This is a genomic window from Rania fehmarnensis (genome assembly GCF_056494185.1).
The window spans coordinates 2,460,203-2,478,288 of record NZ_CM151398.1 but is presented as its reverse complement, the minus strand read 5'-3'; the positions used below and the strand labels follow the sequence as shown (position 1 = coordinate 2,478,288).

Genomic DNA, 18,086 nt, shown 5'->3' with positions numbered 1-18,086 from the left:
GCAAATGGTGGCATTCTCGGTCAGGATAACGGCTAGTTTAGTGGTGCGGCCAAAAATCCTGACGCTGGCAACGAGACGTAATGGGAAATATCTCATTTTCATTTGAGTATCCGTGGATGCTCCTGTTGTTGTTGGTGCTGCCAATTATTTGGCTCAGTAGCTACGGTTCGCTGAGCGGACTGGGCATGGGCCGGCGCGTCGCAGCCTTGACGTTTCGATCCATCTTGCTGGCTATGCTCATCTTTGCCCTCGCTGGCGTTCAGTGGGTATGGAAGAGCGACAAGCTGACGGTCATCTACTTGCTCGATCAGAGCGACAGTATCGCTCGCGCCAAGCGCGATTTGATGCTCAACTACGCCATCGAATCAGTGCGCCAGTTCCGCAACGACAGTCGCGACGACCGTTCGGGTTTGATCGTCTTTGGTCGCGAAGCAGCCATTGAGTTCCCACCCTTTCACGATGACTTGCCCGATGTCAAAGGTGTGGAAAGCTATCTTGGTCGCACCGATGCCACCAATCTCGAAGCGGCCTTGAAGTTGGCTCAAGCGTCCTTCCCAGAGGACTCTGCCAAACGCGTGGTAGTTATCACCGACGGAGTTGAAACGCTCGGCTCAGCTTCGGTCACGGCCAAACGCATGGCCGAAAATGGAATTGGTATCGACGTAATCCCCATCGACCTGGCCGCCAGATCGGAAATCATGGTCGAGAAGGTTGACTTGCCCACCGATATCCGCCAAGGACAACCGTTCGAAACGAAAGTCGTGGTCCAGCGCTATCAAGAAGGCGATCAAAACAATCCAGTCGAAGGCACGCTGCGCGTGATGCGCAACGTCGGACCGCGCGAAGAGCTGCTGCACGAGAGCACGCAAGTGCTCGACAAAGACGTCAACGTCTTTCCTATCAACGATGTGATCGACCAACCGGCCGGCTATACCTATCGCGCCGAGTTCGTGCCCAAAGATCCCATGAACGACGCGCTTCAGCAAAACAATCGCGCCGATGCCTTCACCTTTGTGCGCGGTAAAGGTCGCGTATTGCTGATTGAAGACTGGAATGCGCCAGGTGAGTACTCGCTGCTAATCGAAGCGCTGCGTCGAGGTGACATTGAGGTTGACGTTCAAACCAGCGATCAGCTCTTTTCATCGATGGCGGAGTTACAGGCGTACGATTGTGTGATCTTGGCCGGGGTGCCGCGCAGTAGTGGTGAGACTGCTGATAGCATATCCAGCTTTTCGGACGAACAGATCGAGATGATGGTTCGCAATTGCGAGACCTTCGGCAGCGGCATCTTAATGTTAGGTGGACCCAATGCCTTCGGTGCTGGTGGCTGGGCCAATACCGAACTTGAAAAAGCCATGCCGGTTGATTTTCAAATTAAAAATACCAAAGTCGATGCTGTAGGCGCGCTGGCGATGATCTTGCACGCTTCGGAAATCGCACAAGGCAACTATTGGCAGAAGCGGATTGCACGCGCCGCCATGGAGCGGCTGGGACCGATGGATTTTGTGGGCGTGATGCAGTACGGCAACCTGGGCGATCAATGGCTGTGGGGCGATACCAACGGCATGATTCGCGTCGGGCCTAATCGTCAAGCGATCATCGGACGATTGAATCGTATGACTCCCGGCGACATGCCTGACTTCGAGCCCGCAATGCGTCGCGTGCTCAATTCACTGGTAGCCACGCCGGCCTCGGTCAAGCATACGATCATCATCAGCGATGGCGATCCGACCGATCCTTCGACGAGTGTTCTGAACGGCTTTAAAAATTCTCAAATCAAAATTAGCACCGTGGCCGTTGGTTCCCACGGACCGGCCACCAGTGCGCGCCTGAAGAACATCGCCTTGGCAACAGGTGGTAACTACTACGAAGCCGTCAATGCCGCCGCACTACCACGTATCTTCATTCGCGAAGCGATGCGGGTGTCGCGACCATTGGTCTTTGAACCCGATGGCGGTGTGCAACCACAAATCACTTATCCCCATGAAATTGTCCAAGGTCTATCGCGTGACCTGCCACCGCTGAAAGGCTTCGTGCTCACCACCACCAAGTCCAGTTCGCTTGTACAAGTACCTATTCAAGCCAACAAGCCTTCGGAACCAGAAAATCAATCGATCCTGGCAACCTGGCAGTATGGCGCCGGCAAGACGGCCGTCTTCACGAGCGACGTCGGCAAACGCTGGGCAGGCACCTGGGCGCAATGGTCCGGCTATGACCAGTTCTTTACGCAACTAGTCCGCGTCATCATGCGACCGGCCAAGAACGATGCCAAGTTTTCAGTCGCGGCCAGCTACACCGAAGGCAAGATCGAAGTCGTCGTCAACGCGCTTAATCAGCAAGATGAGTTTCTGAACTTTCTCGACATGGGCGCCGTGGTTGTCGGCCCTGACCTCAAACCACAACCACTGGTGATGCGTCAAGCCGCACCGGGTCGCTATGTCGGTTCGATCGAAACCGACAACGCCGGCAGTTACTTACTGAACGTGATTCCCGGCCCCAACATGGCGCCGCTAACGACAGGTGTCTCGGTGCCGTTCTCAGATGAATACCGCATTCGCCAAACTAATATGAATGTGCTCACACAGATCGCGGGGACTGAACCTAAAGGTGGCGCAGCGGGCCAGATCACGGCTCCGCTGGATCCACAATCGCTCAAGGAGGTCCTGGGGCTGAACACCTATCGTCCAGGCTTGCCCCAAGCGCGTAGTCTGCAAGACATCTGGCCTTGGTGCGTACTTTTAGGGGCCATCTGTCTGTTCGCCGATATCTTTGTACGCCGCGTGGCCCTCGACTACACCTATCCTATCAAGTGGTTAGTGGCTCGCACCAAACCCAAGGTCAAAGCCGAAGATGTGGCACGCCAGCAGAGTCTTGAACGTCTGCGCGGACGCAAGTCGGCCGTTAACGAGGAACTCGACCAACAGCGCGCGTCCACTCGTTTTGAAAGCGAAGGGCCAGTGGATGCCGATACGCTGACCGCCGCTCAAGCGAGCCGGCCTAAGCCGACGACTCCTACCCAAAGCGCGCAGAGCCTGAGCGAAGAGAAGAAGGAAGAAGGCTACACTTCGAGACTCTTGGCAGCTAAAAAGGAAGCGCAAAAGAAGACTGGGCAGAAAGAGTAACTTCCAACGACTTGTTGAAGTTGATGTTTGAGAACCTGACCCAGGCGATTTAGTTGCTTGAGAACTATTTAGTTGCTTGAGAACTTGGGTGGGAAATCTGTATCCGCGGCGTTCGATTCGCGACTTTTGAGCATCTCTTTCAAACAACGCGATAAGATGCGACAGCGTATGTCGACGTTGGCTTCGCCGAGCAATTGCTGCTTGATGGGCAGTGGCAGCCCCAGGGTGAACGTAATCACGTCGGTGAGAATACCCAGCGGCAACTGCGCTCCGATCAACTGCTGAAAACTCTCCTGGACGCCCAGCCCATCGGGCACCAACTGGGAAAACATGTCCAGCAGACCATCTTGGGCCTGGTTGCGATCGGCCACGCAATTCGATGGATAATGATCGGCCAATAGTTCCACTTCGGCTTGTCGATAGCTGCGCTCGCCACACTCGATCTCACGCACGATCCGGGCTCTTCTTAAGCCTGCCAGCAGAATATTGTGGCGATGATCTTGAGTCGGAGTGTGAGTAATCACTTTGCCGATGCACACGACTGAGGCGATCGGCGGCTTCTTCTGATATTGGACTTCCCAGCCCGGTTCCAGCAGTGCCATGCCGATCAGGCGATCTGTCGACATCGAGTCGGACAGCATCTCGCAGTATCGAGGTTCGAAAATATGCAGAGGCTGGACAACATGGGGGAAGAGCACCAGGTTGGGTAGTGGGAACAGTCTGACGCGACCACAAAAATCGTCAGGCCAGCTTACCGCACTTTGAAGATCGCTCATTAGAGGCCTGCCAATCACCGGAACGGGAAACCGTCAATATAAACTAACTACCTTTACATTAGGGGACGCTTCAAGTCCTGGCCCCCCATTGGCAGTAATGCAGATGGAAACGGTCTCGATCAAACCTGTGCGAATTCGCAGAGGTTTGCAGCTAAAACCGGCTGTGGACAACTCCAAACTAAAAAAAATAATGCTTCGCGACACCAACGTCCGGTCGGGTGTCCAGTTACAAATCCAGCTCCTTTGGCCGCCACCAAAGCGGCTTGCGTAGCACGCAACACCAACGAGTTAGCTTTCTCGCGCGTGGCATGGGCATCCATCCCAGGTGTGGCATAGGCTTCCAGCCTGTCTGTGGCATAGGATTCCAGCCTGTGACCCTCTTTCCCTGGCTCCTTGCCCTGCGGTCCATGCGCCAATCGCATAAGCGATTCGCGCAGCTCTTCCGCATCGCGCGCCAGCTTATCGGCCACTGCGCGCAAGTCAGGTCGCTTGTCAGCTTCGCTCTGCAAGAATCTTACGGCCGAGAGTGTCAATCCGATGGCGAGCGTTGATGTTTGCAGTCCACCTGTTCCGCCTCCAGCCCCACTGTGCATCACATTTTGAATTGGTCCGGCTAATATTTCGGTGGGCTCGACACTTACTTGACGGAAGTACACGGCATCGGTGGCGCTGGCCGAGAGAGCCACCAGTGGGACGCCCTGGCCGACTTCCACACCGGCGCGATCGGTAGGCACGGCGCATAGAATCTGGCGGCCATCAGCGGCTGTGCCACCTACGACCAACAGGTCCGCCAGCGCGGCCGCTGTTACCCAGGGGCTGAAGCCGTCCAGGATCCATGTGCCGTTGGACTGTTCCAGTGCCTGCAGCACGGGTTTGGCGACATGCTGGCGACTGGTGGTTAAATGACTAATACCCACGGTAGCTGTTACGTCACCGCGCGCCATGGCTGGCAGCCAGCGCTGGCGCAATTCTTGGTTGTGGCTGAGCGCGATGCGTTTGCAGGCCGCATTCCATTGGGTCAGTACAAATGCAGTTGTGAGGCATGCTTGGCTGAGTTCCAGGTAGCCTTCGATCTGCTGCGCGTCGGACCACTGCCAACCGCCGAATTCTTGGGGTACAAACCAGCGGAACACGCCAGCTTCGGCGCACCATTTCAAGCGCTGCTGCATATCCGGGTGTTCGGAATCATCTGCGGCCAGGCGAGCACAAAGTTGTTCGAGTGCCTGCATTAAACAGAATCCTGGTAGTTTAGGAGCTTTACAAAGGCTGTCAGGCTGCCCAGTTGGGCAATCCCATGGCTGTTTGTCGGCCGTAAGTGAGTGAAAGAGGCGTAAGAGCGACAATCGAGTCGAATGCAGTCTTTCAATGTCCGGTCTGAATGAAGTATAACAATCAACATTACACCCGATCTTTGTTTGTCACTAGTTTGTTCAGGATGTCCCATGAGTCAGGTGGATGTTGCAATCCTCGCCGAATCTGCCAGTCAACCGGTCCCTAGCGAGATGGGAGCCGAAGCCCTTTACGATAAGTGCATGACCTTGGCCCACAACCTGTGGTGGAGCTGGCATCCAGAGGTCAACAATCTATTTCGCGATATTGATCCCATACGTTGGCGGCAAGTCGATCACAATCCCATTGCGCTCTTACGAGAGTTCACTCCTGAACGTCTGGCAGTTCGCGCTAGCGAGATGGTGCTGCACAGTCGCGTCAATTACGCTTACCGCAGATTGCAAGAATACTTATCTGCCAACAACACATGGGCATCGACCAATGCTGGTGTGCTTGGTGCTCGACCGGTAGCGTACTTCTCGGCCGAGTTTGGCATTCATGAGTCGCTGCCTATCTATTCTGGCGGTCTGGGAGTGCTTTCGGGCGATCATATCAAGAGTGCCAGTGGGTTGGGCGTTCCTTTGGTCGGTATCGGTCTGTACTATTCGCACGGTTACTTCAAACAGCATCTGGACCACGATGGTTATCAGCGCGAAGAGTATATCGAAACCAAAGTTCAGAACTTGCCGATCGAACCGGCCGTGGGTCCTGATGGCGAACCGATCACGGTAAGCATCGACACGCGTGACGGTCGCTTGTTGGCGCGTGTGCAATTGATGCGAGTGGGTCGAGTGCGTTTGTATTTGCTGGACTGCAATGTCGAAGGCAATCGCCCGGAAGACCGCGAACTGACAAGTCGCTTGTACGGCGGTGATGAGCGTACGCGCATTCGTCAAGAATTGGTGCTGGGGGTTGGGGGAGTCAAAGCGCTGCGCGCCCTGGACATTACGCCGGGCGTTTTTCATTTGAACGAAGGCCACAGCGCCTTTGGACCACTGGAAGCCATTCGTCAGCGGATGAAAGAGGATGGCATGTCGTTTGAGAATGCCAGTCGCGAAGTTGCTCAGATGACGTGTTTCACCACGCACACGCCGGTGCCTGCGGGTCACGATCGCTTTGACGGTCCTCTGGTGGAAGAGCATCTTGGACCACTGCGTGATCAACTGGGCATCTCCTACGATCAACTGATGGGCTTGGGCCGCGTCAACACGTCGGACAACAACGAGCCTTTCTGCATGACTGTGTTGGGGCTGAAGCTTTCGCGTAAAGCCAACGCGGTCAGTTCGCTGCATGGTCATATTTCGCGTCGCATGTGGTCGCCGCTGTGGCCCGATCGTGCTGAAGAGCAAGTGCCAGTGGGGCACATCACCAACGGCGTGCACGTCCCGAGTTGGTTGGCTTGGCAGATGTCGCAGTTGTACGATCGCCACTTCCCGGCTGGTTGGATGCAGAAAATTGGTGAACCCGATGTTTGGCAATACATTCACAGCGTCGATCCGGGTGAATTATGGGAGACGCACAACGCGCTAAAGAACTTGCTGCTGGCTTTCGTACGCCGCCGCGTCAGTCGTCAATGCCGCCGTCGCGGCGAGAGCGATGACGTCATCGAAGCGGCTCGCAATCTGCTGGATCCCAATGTACTGACCATAGGTTTTGGTCGTCGCTTTGCAACTTACAAGCGAGCCAATCTACTGTTCAGTGATGTCGACCGCATCTCAGCTATTCTCAACGACAAGGACCGCCCCGTCCAAATCATTTACGCTGGTAAGGCTCATCCCAAGGACGAACCTGGCAAGCGATTCATTCAGCAGATATCCAATCTGCGACACGAGCCGGCTTTCAAAGGTCGCGTAGCTTTCATCGAGGACTACGACATCAACGTTTGTCGCCACTTTGTCCAAGGCGTCGACGTGTGGCTGAACAATCCCCGTCGTCCGCTTGAAGCATCGGGCACTAGCGGTCAGAAGGCCGTGCTAAACGGTGGCTTGAACTGTTCGATTCTGGACGGTTGGTGGGCAGAGGCGTTTGACGGCTCCAATGGCTTCTCGATCGGTAACGGTAGTGTGCATGTCGACGACCGCATCACCGATCGCCGCGACGCGGACGGGCTATATGAGACGCTTGAACAGCGAGTCATACCGACTTATTACGATCGCGATCGTGACGGGCTGCCGCGCAAGTGGATCAAGATGATGATGAACAGCATCAGCACCAGTGCTTGGCGATTTAGTTCACACCGCATGGTGATGGATTACACCAAGCACGCTTACCTAGAAGCCGCCGGTGGCCTGAGCGTCAAGATGGACTATCACTACTAAGCTGTGGCATAGGCTTCCAGCCTGTGTCCTGTGTGGCATAGGCTTCCAGCCTGTGTGTATTGTGGCATAGGCTTCCAGCCTGTGATCTGAAACACTGATGAAGCTCATATTGGCGATCATACAACCGACTAAGCTGGCTGCGGTGCGTGAAGCATTGCAGCAAGTTGGCGTGCAGCGGATGACGGTCTGCGATGCGCAAGGCTTTGGTCGCCAGCGAGGTCAAACAGCCACCTATCGCGGCATTGAATACAAGACTCATCTGTTGCGCAAAGTCTCGCTGGAGATTGTGGTCAACGATGACTTTCTGGAGCGTACTGTCGAAACGATTTCGCGCATCGCCAAGACTGGCAGTGAAGGCAACATCGGGGACGGCAAGATTTTCATTCTGCCTGCCGAAGAGGCCATCACCATCGACAACGGCTCCCGAGGCCCCGGAGCCGTCTAGGCACAGATTGGATCTGAGCACGCTCACACCGAGGCCCTCACGCCCTTGATAGCAAATCTGTGCGCAGCTGCGCACTTCATCCCGTGGTCTGTCCCCACACTAGGCTAGGGACAGAGCACGCGCACGTGGGCCGCGTTGCAATGCCAGCAAATCAGCCCAGGGGTCAGCAAATCAGCCCGGGGTCTGTCCCCAATCGTAGAGCGGCTGTCCAGCCGCTCAGAACCCCGCTAACACAAGCCTGCCTCAAACCAGACGTCCGTCCGGATATATACCTTGCTCACAAGTTTGCTAGCTAACAAACTAGGGCTGATTGAAGACGTCGCGGGCTCCACCTATGCTCTGTCCCCGTTCGCGCCCGGGGACAGAGCACGTGCACGTGCGCGCCCGGGGACAGAGCACGTGCACGTGGTTCGCATGCAATGCCAGCAAATCACCCCGGGGTCTGTCCCCAGGCATGAGACTGGGGAGACTGGGACAGACACCGGATCATGGTGTCCCCTGTGAGCGCGGCGGTGCTCTGTCCCCACTCTTGCTCGGCATGCACGCCGCCGCTGGGGACATACACCATGCTCTTTCCTTTGCTAGCTCACAAATTAGCGCAGATTGAAGACGCGATTCTTGAGCCTCGAAAAATATTGCAGAATATTTTCGGGCGACCCAGTCTTGAAAAACCCTGGTGCTTACAGGGTATGCACTCAGCCAGCGGGGCGGCGCGCCCTTGACGCATCACTATCTATATAGGGTGACGTTTCGTTGTTACCGGCCACCGGGCTACCGATGGCTACTGCTGTTTGCTAGCACAAGAAAAAGGAGTGCAAGATCATGGCTCGAAAACCTCGGAGAAGTTTGTTCAGTCCAGACGAAGTCGCCACCGTGCATATCTCCAATCGCTGTGTCCGCGGCCAGTACCTGATGGGACTGGACGAGACCACCGGCGAAGATCATTCCGAACGACGCGAGTGGTTTCAAACCTACATGCAGTTCTGTGCCGGGCACTTCGCCTTCGACGTGCTGGATCAAGCTATTATGGAAAATCACTTTCATGTTCTGGGCAGAGCCCGGCCCGATGTGGTCCTGTGCTGGAGCGATGCCGAGGTAGCTCGCCGCTGGCTGACCCTCTGCCCGCCCAGCTCTGGCAAACGCAAAGGCAAGAATAAAGACAGAGCTCCCCTGCCCACCGGACCTACCAAAGCTCAGATTCGAGCCCTGACCGGGCAGCCGGAGTTTATCGCCGAGCTGCGCAAACGTCTCAGCGACATCTCGTGGTTTATACGCAAGATCTGCCAACACGTGGCTCAGCGGGCCAACGCCCAAGCCAAAGCAGCCAATAAGCCCACTGGCAGCTTCTGGAACGGTCGCTTCCACGGCGTACGCCTGCTGGATGAAGAAGCCGTGTTGGCTTGCTCGATTTACATCAATCTCAATCCCATCCGCGCCGTCATGGCCTACACCTTCGAAGACAGCCAGTACACCTCGATCCAGCGGAGACTGCAAGATCTGTTGATGGTCATGCCTGCTGACGAGAACAAGGCCATACCTGAAGCCATCTCCGATCCTGGTACGGAGCCAGTATCCGGCTCAAGCGCAGCGCAGCCGCTGGCCAGCGACAGCCTGCTGGACGATCAACTGGGCAGCGATCAAGTGGTTAGCGATACCAAGGTGCAGCCGCTGGAGGTGGCTGCCAGCAATCGCAGGGAGGCCTCGCCGCCGCAGGACATCTTGGCGTCTAGCCTCTCCACCAATGCGGCCGCGCCCGACCGGCGGCGTTCGCTGGCTGAGACACTGGCCGATCAGATCCTTCGGTTTGGATCGGCGATGGCCTACGAGCCTGAGGAGGGTGAAGAGGAGTCGCCGGAGATGGCCGAGCTGCGCAAGTTGCCGCCTGTGCCCTGGCGGCCGGGCGGCTACCTGGCGCCGCTGGAGATCAACGAAGCACTGGATCCGATCGGACCACGGCTCAGTCGCAGTTGTCAGCGCTGTAGTGATCGCGGCTATTTGACGATGACCATTGGCAAGTACATCGAGTTGCTCGAATGGTGTGCGCGGCAGATTCGCCCTGGCAAACGCGGCGTGATGCCCAGCGACACTCCGCCGATCCTCGAGCGTTTGGGGATTCCCCCGGAGGTGTGGATGAAGCTGGTCACCAGCTTCAATGAGCTCTTCAGCACAGTGGCTGGCATGCCCGACAGCGTCGATGCGCATAGCACGTCGCGCAATGAGCGTTTCTACATGCCCAAAGCCACGCGTGAGATGTTGACCATCCAACCGCTCTCCCAGCAACCGACCGAACCAACTGTGCCGGAGCAAGCGGCAGACATGTCTAGTTCGTCGGCCTAGGGCCGACGGGCACACGACAAGCTCTGCTAGCTTAGCCGGACAGCTTCAAACCAGGCAATTTTTGCCCTTCTAAAAACTCACCTACCGGGTGAGTCTCGCTACCGGTCTATCCCGGTCTCTGCCCAGCGGCCACACAACACCCGCCAACGCCCTCAAAAATCGCCTCCCACACCCGCGCGCCACTCCCAAACAGCGTTTCCCCCGCGCTCCACCTGCGCGCATCCGAACTAAACCGCTCTCACCACCGCGCGCCCACCACCGCTTGAGCCTCAAAATGCCTGCGAATATGAACGGGGACAGACCCCGGGTATACACGGGGAAAGACCCGGGTATTAAGGGAAGCGTGTGCTCTGTCCCCAGGCAGACGCGGGCTAGGGGTCTACTGTCTATCGAACAGACTGGTTCGAATCTCGTCGACCAGCGACGCTTGTTGGCCAACGACAGAATTAAAATTCTCTTGACTGAGCGAGTAGAGTGTTGTGTTGGTCAGCGTGACAACGCTGGCGTTGCGAGGTTGACCGGTCAGCAGAGCGGTCTCGCCAAAGAAAGCGCCTTCGGATAGCTGAGCGACCTCTTCTTGGTTTGGCCCCCGACGAACGCTGACCGTACCTTTGCGAATCAAATAAAACTTGTCACCTGGGTCGCCTTCATGCAAAACATGCATGCCTTCGGCAATTTGCTCGGCTCTAAACTGATCGGCCATGTCCGCCAACGACCGAGGAGTCAAGTGTTCAAAGATCTCGCAGCGAGCCAACATCTGCGAAACAATCGCGGCTTCCTGAACTAGCACGTCGCTGCGAATGCGACCATCGACCAAGTTGACGATGCGATCCGCCACATCCAAGATGCGATTGTCGTGCGTGACAATAACAATCGAGACCTGATGTTCTCGCGCCATCGTTTTGAATAGCTCGACGACAGCTCGACCACTCTGCTCGTCCAAGGCCGCCGTCGGTTCGTCAGCCAATACCAACTTGGGCCGATGCACCAACCCCCGCGCAATCGCCACGCGCTGCTTTTGACCACCTGATAACTGACGCGGCTTGTGCCCTGTGCGTTGCCCTAGACCCACCGCCGTCAACATCTCTTTGGCTTGTTCGCTTTGCCGTCCACGCGATGCATGCGGCTCAACCAATTCAAGTGCCATCCGCACATTCTGCAATGCAGTCAGAGAATCAAACAAATTGTGAGCTTGAAAGATAAAACCAATCTCGCGCCGCAAACGCATCAGCTCTTTGCCCGAAGCACCATGCAGCCCTTTGCCCAGTACCGTCAGATCGCCCTCTTGCACCCGACGCAAAGTTCCAATAAGCGTCAACAAAGTTGTTTTGCCCGAACCGCTTGGCCCGGTCATGATGATTATTTCGCCAGGATAGATTTCCAAACAATTATCGTGCAACACCTGCTTGCGCAGCTCACCTGTTCCGTAATAGTGATTCAGGTTACGCGCAACTATTGCCGGCTGCACACCGTCGGCCAGCCGCGAACGCCACTCCGGATCGAACCGCACGGCGGTTTGTTGAGTCTGTGCTTCATTCATCCAGTACGGCTTGTCCTCATCATCGGAGCTCAATCCCAAAAGCCCGACAGTTCCTTTCGTCGTAATGCAAGCACTACATTAATCATTTGCCGATAACCTGCAATGCAGAGATTCGTCCGCCACCTTGCCAATCAGCCTCCCTAGGGGAAAGTGCCCGCAATCCTTCCCTGGCTTGCCGACTCCTATCATAATAGCTACACGTTCCCAACTCCTCAAACTAACCCGAATCTGATGCCCCTGATGCGATCACGCCAACTTCGACTGAGCAACTACACCTTGGTAGCACTCTACACATCCGGCCTGATCACCAGTGCTGTCGTCGGCTGCAAACCCACTGCTCCCTCCAGCCCCAACACCACCCCGGCCAGCAACAAACAAGCAGTTCGCCCCACCCGCATCATCGCCCAAGGCCAAATCCAACCCTCCCGCGGATTAATTCGCCTCTCGGGTACCCCAGGCGATGCCGTTGACAAGATCAATGTAGCCGTTGGCGATCAAGTCAAAAGCGGTCAGCTTATCATCACCCTACGCTCCGCCCTCGCCAGACAAGCACAGCTCGAAACATTGATACAACAATTGGCCGATGCCAAGTTGCAACATGCCGCCAATGTCGAGCGTGCGCAAATCGATGTCAGTGCCAGCCAACTACAACTGAAACAAGCCAGTGAGCAACTGCAGTCCATCACCCGCAGTCGACCATCGCTAGATCTCTTGAAACAACAGTGGCAAGATGGTCAAGCGGCCCTTGCGCGCATTCAAACCATCGCCAATGATCCACTGACCAAGGCAATGGTTAGCCGACTTGATATCGAGAAACAACGGGCCACCGTCACCGCCGCCCAACTGCAGTATCAAACACAAAACGATTCGCTCGAACAAGCCGATCTGGCGGCCAAAGGCGCAGTGCAGCTGGCAGAAGAAAAACTACGCGCCGCGCAAAAATCGCTCGAACTGGCGCAGAAGGTAAACCCGAGCGCAGTGCTGGAAGCTCAAATCGCCACCGCTAAACAACAACTCTCACTTTCGCAAATCACAAGCCCCATCGATGGTACCGTCGTCTCCTTGGACGCACGCATCGGCGAGAACGTAGCTCAGTTCCCTCTGGCCCAAGTAGCCGATCTGAGCCATATGATCTGCCAAGTCGAAGTCTATCAAACCGATGCGCCACTGGTGAAACTTGGCCAAACAGCCATCTTGCGCAGCGATGCCTTCGAGAAACCATTAGTCGGCAAGGTTTCGCGTATCGATCGCCTGATCGGCCATCCGCAACTCCGCGCAACCGACCCCCTTGCCAAGACTGACTATCGCACCCTGCCGGTGCAAGTTGAGATTGACGCAGCCGATGTGGCCGTGGCCGCGCGATGGTTGCAGTTGCAAGTAGAAGTGTCCATTCCGCTGGACACCGCCAACGCCGGCGCGGGTTCTTGATGCCCTATGCGCACACCGCTGGCCTTGCATAATCTGTGGCACCAACTGGCGCGCACCATCGTATCAACAGCCGGTGTCGGCTTCGCACTGCTGCTCGTCTTCATGCAACTCGGCTTTCAAGGGGCCGTGTCGCATACGGCCGTTAACGTCTACGAGCACCTGCAGTTCGACCTGCTCATTCGCAGCACCGACTATGCTCACCTGTATGAGCCCGGACGCGTTCCTATCACGAGCTTAAGCGTCGCCTCAGGTCTAGCTGGAGTGCGCGAAGTCGTGCCGATGTGGATCGGACTACAAAACTGGCGCAGTTTGCCGCCACTGGGTAATTCTAAGCGCATGGCCAATTTCAAACCTCAGTTCCTGCCGCTGGCCGTTATGGGTGTGCGTCCAAGCGACGTGGTGTTCGATCGACCCGAGATAACTCAATTACAGTACCTGCTGGCTTCCGATCACAATGTACTGGTCGACGATTCAACGCGCCCCGATTATGGTCCATTAAACGGTCGCAAGTTCACTGCGGATGATGCCGAGCGCGAAGCGGAAATGGGTGGCGAACGATTCAAGATCGTCGGCGTGTTCAAACTAGGCACCGGCCTGGCGGCCAACGCAGCTGTGCTGACCAGCGATCGCGGCTTTGATCGCGCAGTACCGTGGGAAGCCGATTCGTATACATCATTTGGTCTAGTACGACTGAGCGAAAACACTTCCGCTACCGAAGTGCTCGCTCAACTGCGCACTCGTCTGGGCAAGCTCGGCCCCGGCGATCGCATTCCCACGGTCGATGTCATGTCACGCGACGAAGTCATTCGCTGGGAACGACAACGTTGGCTCTGGCAAACACCCATTGGATTGATCTTCCAATTAGGCGTCGCTCTTTCGCTACTGGTCGGCGCAGCGATCGTATATATGGTCCTGGCAACCGATGTAACGGACCGCTTGCCTGAATACGCCACACTGTTAGCCATCGGATATTCGCACGTTTATCTATGCACCGTGGTCCTCACGCAAGCCATCGCCTTAGGTCTAAGCGGCTTTGTGGTCTCGTGGGGAGTATCCGAAGTTCTCTATCGCGTTACCGAAGGCGCCTCAGGCATTCCCATCGCCATGAACCCAGCCCGCATCATCGGCGTCGGATTGCTCGGCATCGCCGTATGCCTGGCCAGCGGTACACTCGCCCTCCGTAAATTGTGGAAAGCCGAACCAGCCAACCTGTTCTGATTTTAGATTTTCGATTTCCGATTGTTGATTTCAAACTTCACACTTCAAACTTCACACTTCTCAAATGCGTACCGCGCTTGCCTGGAAAAACCTGACCAGCAGCCGCAGCAAACTACTGCTGTCGGCTACCGGTGTGGGGTTTGCCGTGCTGCTGATGTTTATGCAGATTGGTTTTCGCAACGCACTATTCGATAGCAATGTCGAGCTGATCAATCTGTTTGAAGCTGACATCATCATGGTCAGCCCCGCGCGCTACAACTTATCCAGCGAACGCCGATTCAAACTGCACTGGTTGCAGCGAGCCGAAGCGACCAAGGGTATTCAAGCTGTTTCCGCGCTGCGCACCGAACGCAATATGGCCAGCGTCAAAGTCGAAGGCCACAAAGGTCGCACGATTCGTGTTCTGGCCATCGATCCCGATCCGGAATTCTTCACCGATGACCAGTTAGCCGAGAAGCTGAGGGAGGCTGACGAGCAGCAGTCGGCCCTGGTCGATCGTCGTAGTAAAGCGGCCTATGGATTTGCTGTCAGCGATGCGCAACGCTTGCAAGCTCAACATGTTGAACTCAATGGCACCCGCATTCGCTTGATGGATTCCTTTACACTGGGCACCGATTTTGCCAACGATGGCACGCTGCTTATGTCAAACCGCTTGTATCCGAGCCTCTTTCCGTTTCGATCTCCCACGCGCGACCCCATGGACTTGGTGGATATAGGACTGATTAAACTTGCCACCGATGCGGATGCTGCAGCGATCATCAACGAACTAGCCCAACTAAATCCACAAGAGATCTCCATTTACCGGAGGTCAGACTTTGTGGCGCGCGAAGTTCGTTTCTGGTCACGCAATACACCGATTGGTGTCATCTTCGGTATCGGCACGATCATGGGTCTCATTGTCGGCGCCATCATCTGTTACCAAATTCAGTTCACCGACATCAGTGAGAACATGCCGGAACTGGCGACCCTCAAAGCGATGGGATATGGTAACGGCTACTTCTGGAGCTTGATCCTGTGCCAGTCATTTTACCTGGCCTGTATCGGTTTTATTCCAGGCTTGGCCATTTCATGGGCGCTGTACGATTTGTTGGCCTCCGCCAGCGGCCTGGTCATGCGCTTGACTTGGGACCGCGTTGCCTTGGTGTGGATACTGACGCTGGCCATGTGCCTGATCAGCGGCGTACTGGCGTTAAGAAGATTGTTCCGCGCCGACCCAGCCAATTTGTTTTGATGGAACTAAGCCGAAGGCGTTAGCGGCGGTTCCTTTGGAGTGCTGTGGCGCCTGCCACAGCTTTGATGTAATAACCCAACGTTCAAGGCAACGGCTGCGCTGGCCTCAGGTGCGTTGCGTTTGAGTAGCCCCGATACTTAAACGTTCACGACCGTAGGTTGCAAAATAACCGAGGCTAACGCCTACGGCTTAGTCGGTGAGGCAACCGAGGCTAGCGCCTACGGCTAAGAGGCGTTGGCTGCTTGCGCAAATTGTATGACTTTGTGCTCGTCTTTCACGCCGGGTGAAAGCTCAACGCCGGAGGCCGTGTCAACGCCTGCGCAGTGAGTCACGCGAATAGCCTCGGAAACATTCTCTGGTGTCAGACCACCTGCCAGCAACAGTGGCACATCGCGGAGCAGAGCAGGGCGGGGCCAGAGCAGGTCCCAACGCGCGACCTTACCCGTACCACCACCCACACCCGGTGCATAAGCATCGACCAGAAAGGCAAACTTGGCTGGTCGATGATTTAACCAGGCTTGAGCCAACTCAGCTTCCTCCGTTCTGCCTGACCAACTGAGCGATTTGATAATCGGCAGCTGCTGGAGCTCGCCGGCTAATACATCAGGCAACTCGTGACCGTGCAACTGCACCGCATCCGGTACGACCGCATGCACCATTGAAATCAATTCATCACGCTTGCAATCCATGGTCACGATTACGCTGGTCAGACCTACAGCACGCGCTCGCTCGCACATCTGCCGCGCAGTCGCTAACGACACGCAGCGCGGGCTGCTTGGTACCAGGTTGATGCCGACTGCATCGACGCCAGCGTCGACTAACATGTCAATGTCAGCTAGTTGAGTTACTCCACAAACCTTGATACGAAACAAAGTCTTCTCCGCGCTTCGGACTGATTATCGAGCCATCTATCGAGTCATCTATCGGGCCGAAATCGTTTCAGGTTTGTAAGGATGATTACGCTTGAAGAGCACTTTGGTGGAGATGATTTCATCGGGCAGTTCCTGCGTCTTGTGCTCGCTCTTGTCCTCAGGATTCACGCGAGCCAGATCGCCGACGATGTTCATGCCCTTAATGACACGTGCAAAAGCCACATAGCCACCGTTCAAATTAGCGCGCGGCACATAACAGATAAAAAATTGTGAGCCGCCAGAATCGGGCACGTTGGACAGCGCCATACCCAGCGTACCGCGAAAGAACTTGCGATCCGTCTGGCCGTTTAGTTCCGTGCGAATCGAATACCCCGGGCCGCCTGTGCCATCGCGCAGCGGATCACCACCTTGAGCCATAAAGTGCGTGAGCACGCGATGGAAGGGCAGTTTGTCATAGAAGCCTTCTTCACAAAGCTTGATAAAATTAGCGACCGTGTTGGGTGCTTGATTCTCAAATAGCTCGATCTCGATATCGCCTTTGGTAGTCTCCAACAACACGCGTGGCAACGGTTCGCCCGCTGCATCCGTTTCGCGAGCCTTCAGCTCCTCTTGCCAGAGTTTTTCATAAGCCTCCGTTTGTGACAAATCCATAACCAAGTCATACGTTTCGCTGATCTTCTTGGCGACCTCTTGCCGCTCTTCGTTAGAGATTTTCTTTTCTTGCGCCAACTCCTGCATCGAATCCGCCAGGTTCTTGGCAGCTATGTCCAACTGTGGTCGAGCCAAGGCGAATTGACTGGTCGCGGCCGCAGTTAATCCATAGCAGAGGTTGAAGGCCTTTCCGTCTTGGCCGTGCTGATGCAGCAACTGCACAATCTCCAGCATGCCATCAAAGCGATCGGCGTCCGCATTGCGTCCCACCAATTGCAACAAGAACTCACCGGCTTGCGAATCCAGTTTCGGATCGGCTTTAAAATCCGCCAGCGCAGCATCGACCATTTTCTGATGGATTTCATGGCCAGCGACCAGCATGCGACGCCACTCTTGCTGCAGCCCGCTGGTCGTACCAGTACCCTCCGACAAGTGATATTTGACGGCCAGCAAGCGCATGCTCTTGAGATGATCGCGCATGACCGTCGAAACCGATTCGAGCTTGGTGGCTTGTTTAAGTTCCTGCGTGCTCTCCCCCTTGCCGCTGGCCGCTTCAGCCTGCTCTTGGCCAACTGCCGGCATGGCGCCGGTGGCCCCGATGACCAACAGCATGATCGGGACGCTACTCATACCTACAAGTACTAACGCGGATTTCAGAATCGATCGACCGAGCATGCCAGGATTGCCTAGGAAGAAATGGGTGGGACAAGTATCAAGCTGCCAAGCGGGCGGTACACAGCCAGCGATGTCAATTGTATAATGAGCATACGTTTCTCGGTAATCAAAAGGTCGCGCTCGACCAGGCAAAACGAAGGCTTC

Annotated in this window: 12 protein-coding genes; 7 read left to right on the top strand and 5 right to left on the bottom strand. The window is 55.8% G+C overall.

Features of this window, described 5'->3' with window-relative positions:
• The first annotated feature begins 80 nt into the window (after positions 1-80).
• Entirely contained in the window at positions 81-3,122 is a 3,042-nt protein-coding gene (locus tag SH573x_RS08200; protein ID WP_479354055.1) for a VWA domain-containing protein, read from the top strand.
• 68 nt (positions 3,123-3,190) lie between these two features.
• Here the strand turns inward: SH573x_RS08200 and SH573x_RS08195 are convergent, their stop codons facing one another.
• Positions 3,191-3,898 carry an LON peptidase substrate-binding domain-containing protein gene (locus tag SH573x_RS08195; protein ID WP_479354054.1) on the bottom strand — a complete coding sequence of 236 codons (708 nt, stop codon included), beginning with the start codon at positions 3,896-3,898 and terminating at the stop codon, positions 3,191-3,193.
• 119 nt (positions 3,899-4,017) lie between these two features.
• A complete protein-coding gene (locus SH573x_RS08190) occupies positions 4,018-5,127 on the bottom strand; it encodes an acyl-CoA dehydrogenase family protein (RefSeq protein ID WP_479354052.1) in 1,110 nt (369 codons plus the stop codon).
• 213 nt (positions 5,128-5,340) lie between these two features.
• On the opposite strand from SH573x_RS08190, the gene glgP reads away from it, so the two are divergent.
• The 3 genes from glgP to SH573x_RS08175 all read left to right on the top strand — a co-directional run bounded on the left by glgP (position 5,341) and on the right by SH573x_RS08175 (position 10,327).
• The gene (gene glgP / locus SH573x_RS08185; protein ID WP_479354050.1) at positions 5,341-7,545 is read left to right on the top strand and encodes an alpha-glucan family phosphorylase; all 2,205 of its coding nucleotides are present in this window, start codon (positions 5,341-5,343) and stop codon (positions 7,543-7,545) included.
• 97 nt (positions 7,546-7,642) lie between these two features.
• Entirely contained in the window at positions 7,643-7,990 is a 348-nt protein-coding gene (locus SH573x_RS08180) for a P-II family nitrogen regulator (RefSeq protein ID WP_479354049.1), read from the top strand.
• 822 nt (positions 7,991-8,812) lie between these two features.
• Complete coding sequence (locus SH573x_RS08175) at positions 8,813-10,327, top strand: transposase (RefSeq protein ID WP_479354047.1); 1,515 nt, start codon at positions 8,813-8,815, stop codon at positions 10,325-10,327.
• A gap of 379 nt (positions 10,328-10,706) precedes the next feature.
• Here SH573x_RS08175 and SH573x_RS08170 read toward each other — a convergent pair whose 3' ends face one another.
• A complete protein-coding gene (locus SH573x_RS08170) occupies positions 10,707-11,867 on the bottom strand; it encodes an ATP-binding cassette domain-containing protein (protein WP_479354046.1) in 1,161 nt (386 codons plus the stop codon).
• A 240-nt stretch (positions 11,868-12,107) separates the two neighbouring features.
• Here SH573x_RS08170 and SH573x_RS08165 point away from each other — a divergent pair, with 240 nt between their 5' ends.
• From SH573x_RS08165 to SH573x_RS08155, 3 genes are all read left to right on the top strand, one after another.
• On the top strand, positions 12,108-13,295 hold the full coding sequence (locus tag SH573x_RS08165) for a hypothetical protein (RefSeq protein ID WP_479354044.1): 1,188 nt from the start codon (positions 12,108-12,110) through the stop codon (positions 13,293-13,295).
• 6 nt (positions 13,296-13,301) lie between these two features.
• Positions 13,302-14,513: an FtsX-like permease family protein gene (locus SH573x_RS08160; RefSeq protein WP_479354042.1), complete on the top strand. Its 1,212-nt coding sequence runs from the start codon at positions 13,302-13,304 to the stop codon at positions 14,511-14,513.
• A gap of 64 nt (positions 14,514-14,577) precedes the next feature.
• Entirely contained in the window at positions 14,578-15,744 is a 1,167-nt protein-coding gene (locus tag SH573x_RS08155) for an FtsX-like permease family protein (RefSeq protein WP_479354040.1), read from the top strand.
• Positions 15,745-15,968: 224 nt separating this feature from the next.
• On the opposite strand, the gene SH573x_RS08150 is transcribed toward SH573x_RS08155, so the two are convergent.
• Together SH573x_RS08150 and SH573x_RS08145 are read right to left on the bottom strand one after the other, a co-directional pair.
• Positions 15,969-16,616: a phosphoribosylanthranilate isomerase gene (locus tag SH573x_RS08150; protein WP_479354038.1), complete on the bottom strand. Its 648-nt coding sequence runs from the start codon at positions 16,614-16,616 to the stop codon at positions 15,969-15,971.
• 48 nt (positions 16,617-16,664) lie between these two features.
• On the bottom strand, positions 16,665-17,942 hold the full coding sequence (locus SH573x_RS08145) for a peptidylprolyl isomerase (RefSeq protein WP_479354036.1): 1,278 nt from the start codon (positions 17,940-17,942) through the stop codon (positions 16,665-16,667).
• Positions 17,943-18,086: the final 144 nt, after the last annotated feature.

What these genes read in the sequence shown, in the direction of transcription:
- SH573x_RS08170 (WP_479354046.1), bottom strand. Translation starts at nt 11,867, where the DNA reads ATGAATGAAGCACAGACTCAACAAACCGCCGTGCGGTTCGATCCGGAG.
- SH573x_RS08165 (WP_479354044.1), top strand. Translation starts at nt 12,108, where the DNA reads ATGCGATCACGCCAACTTCGACTGAGCAACTACACCTTGGTAGCACTC.
- glgP (WP_479354050.1), top strand. Translation starts at nt 5,341, where the DNA reads ATGAGTCAGGTGGATGTTGCAATCCTCGCCGAATCTGCCAGTCAACCG.
- SH573x_RS08155 (WP_479354040.1), top strand. Translation starts at nt 14,578, where the DNA reads ATGCGTACCGCGCTTGCCTGGAAAAACCTGACCAGCAGCCGCAGCAAA.
- SH573x_RS08180 (WP_479354049.1), top strand. Translation starts at nt 7,643, where the DNA reads ATGAAGCTCATATTGGCGATCATACAACCGACTAAGCTGGCTGCGGTG.
- SH573x_RS08145 (WP_479354036.1), bottom strand. Translation starts at nt 17,942, where the DNA reads ATGCTCGGTCGATCGATTCTGAAATCCGCGTTAGTACTTGTAGGTATG.
- SH573x_RS08200 (WP_479354055.1), top strand. Translation starts at nt 81, where the DNA reads ATGGGAAATATCTCATTTTCATTTGAGTATCCGTGGATGCTCCTGTTG.
- SH573x_RS08160 (WP_479354042.1), top strand. Translation starts at nt 13,302, where the DNA reads ATGCGCACACCGCTGGCCTTGCATAATCTGTGGCACCAACTGGCGCGC.
- SH573x_RS08175 (WP_479354047.1), top strand. Translation starts at nt 8,813, where the DNA reads ATGGCTCGAAAACCTCGGAGAAGTTTGTTCAGTCCAGACGAAGTCGCC.
- SH573x_RS08190 (WP_479354052.1), bottom strand. Translation starts at nt 5,127, where the DNA reads ATGCAGGCACTCGAACAACTTTGTGCTCGCCTGGCCGCAGATGATTCC.
- SH573x_RS08195 (WP_479354054.1), bottom strand. Translation starts at nt 3,898, where the DNA reads ATGAGCGATCTTCAAAGTGCGGTAAGCTGGCCTGACGATTTTTGTGGT.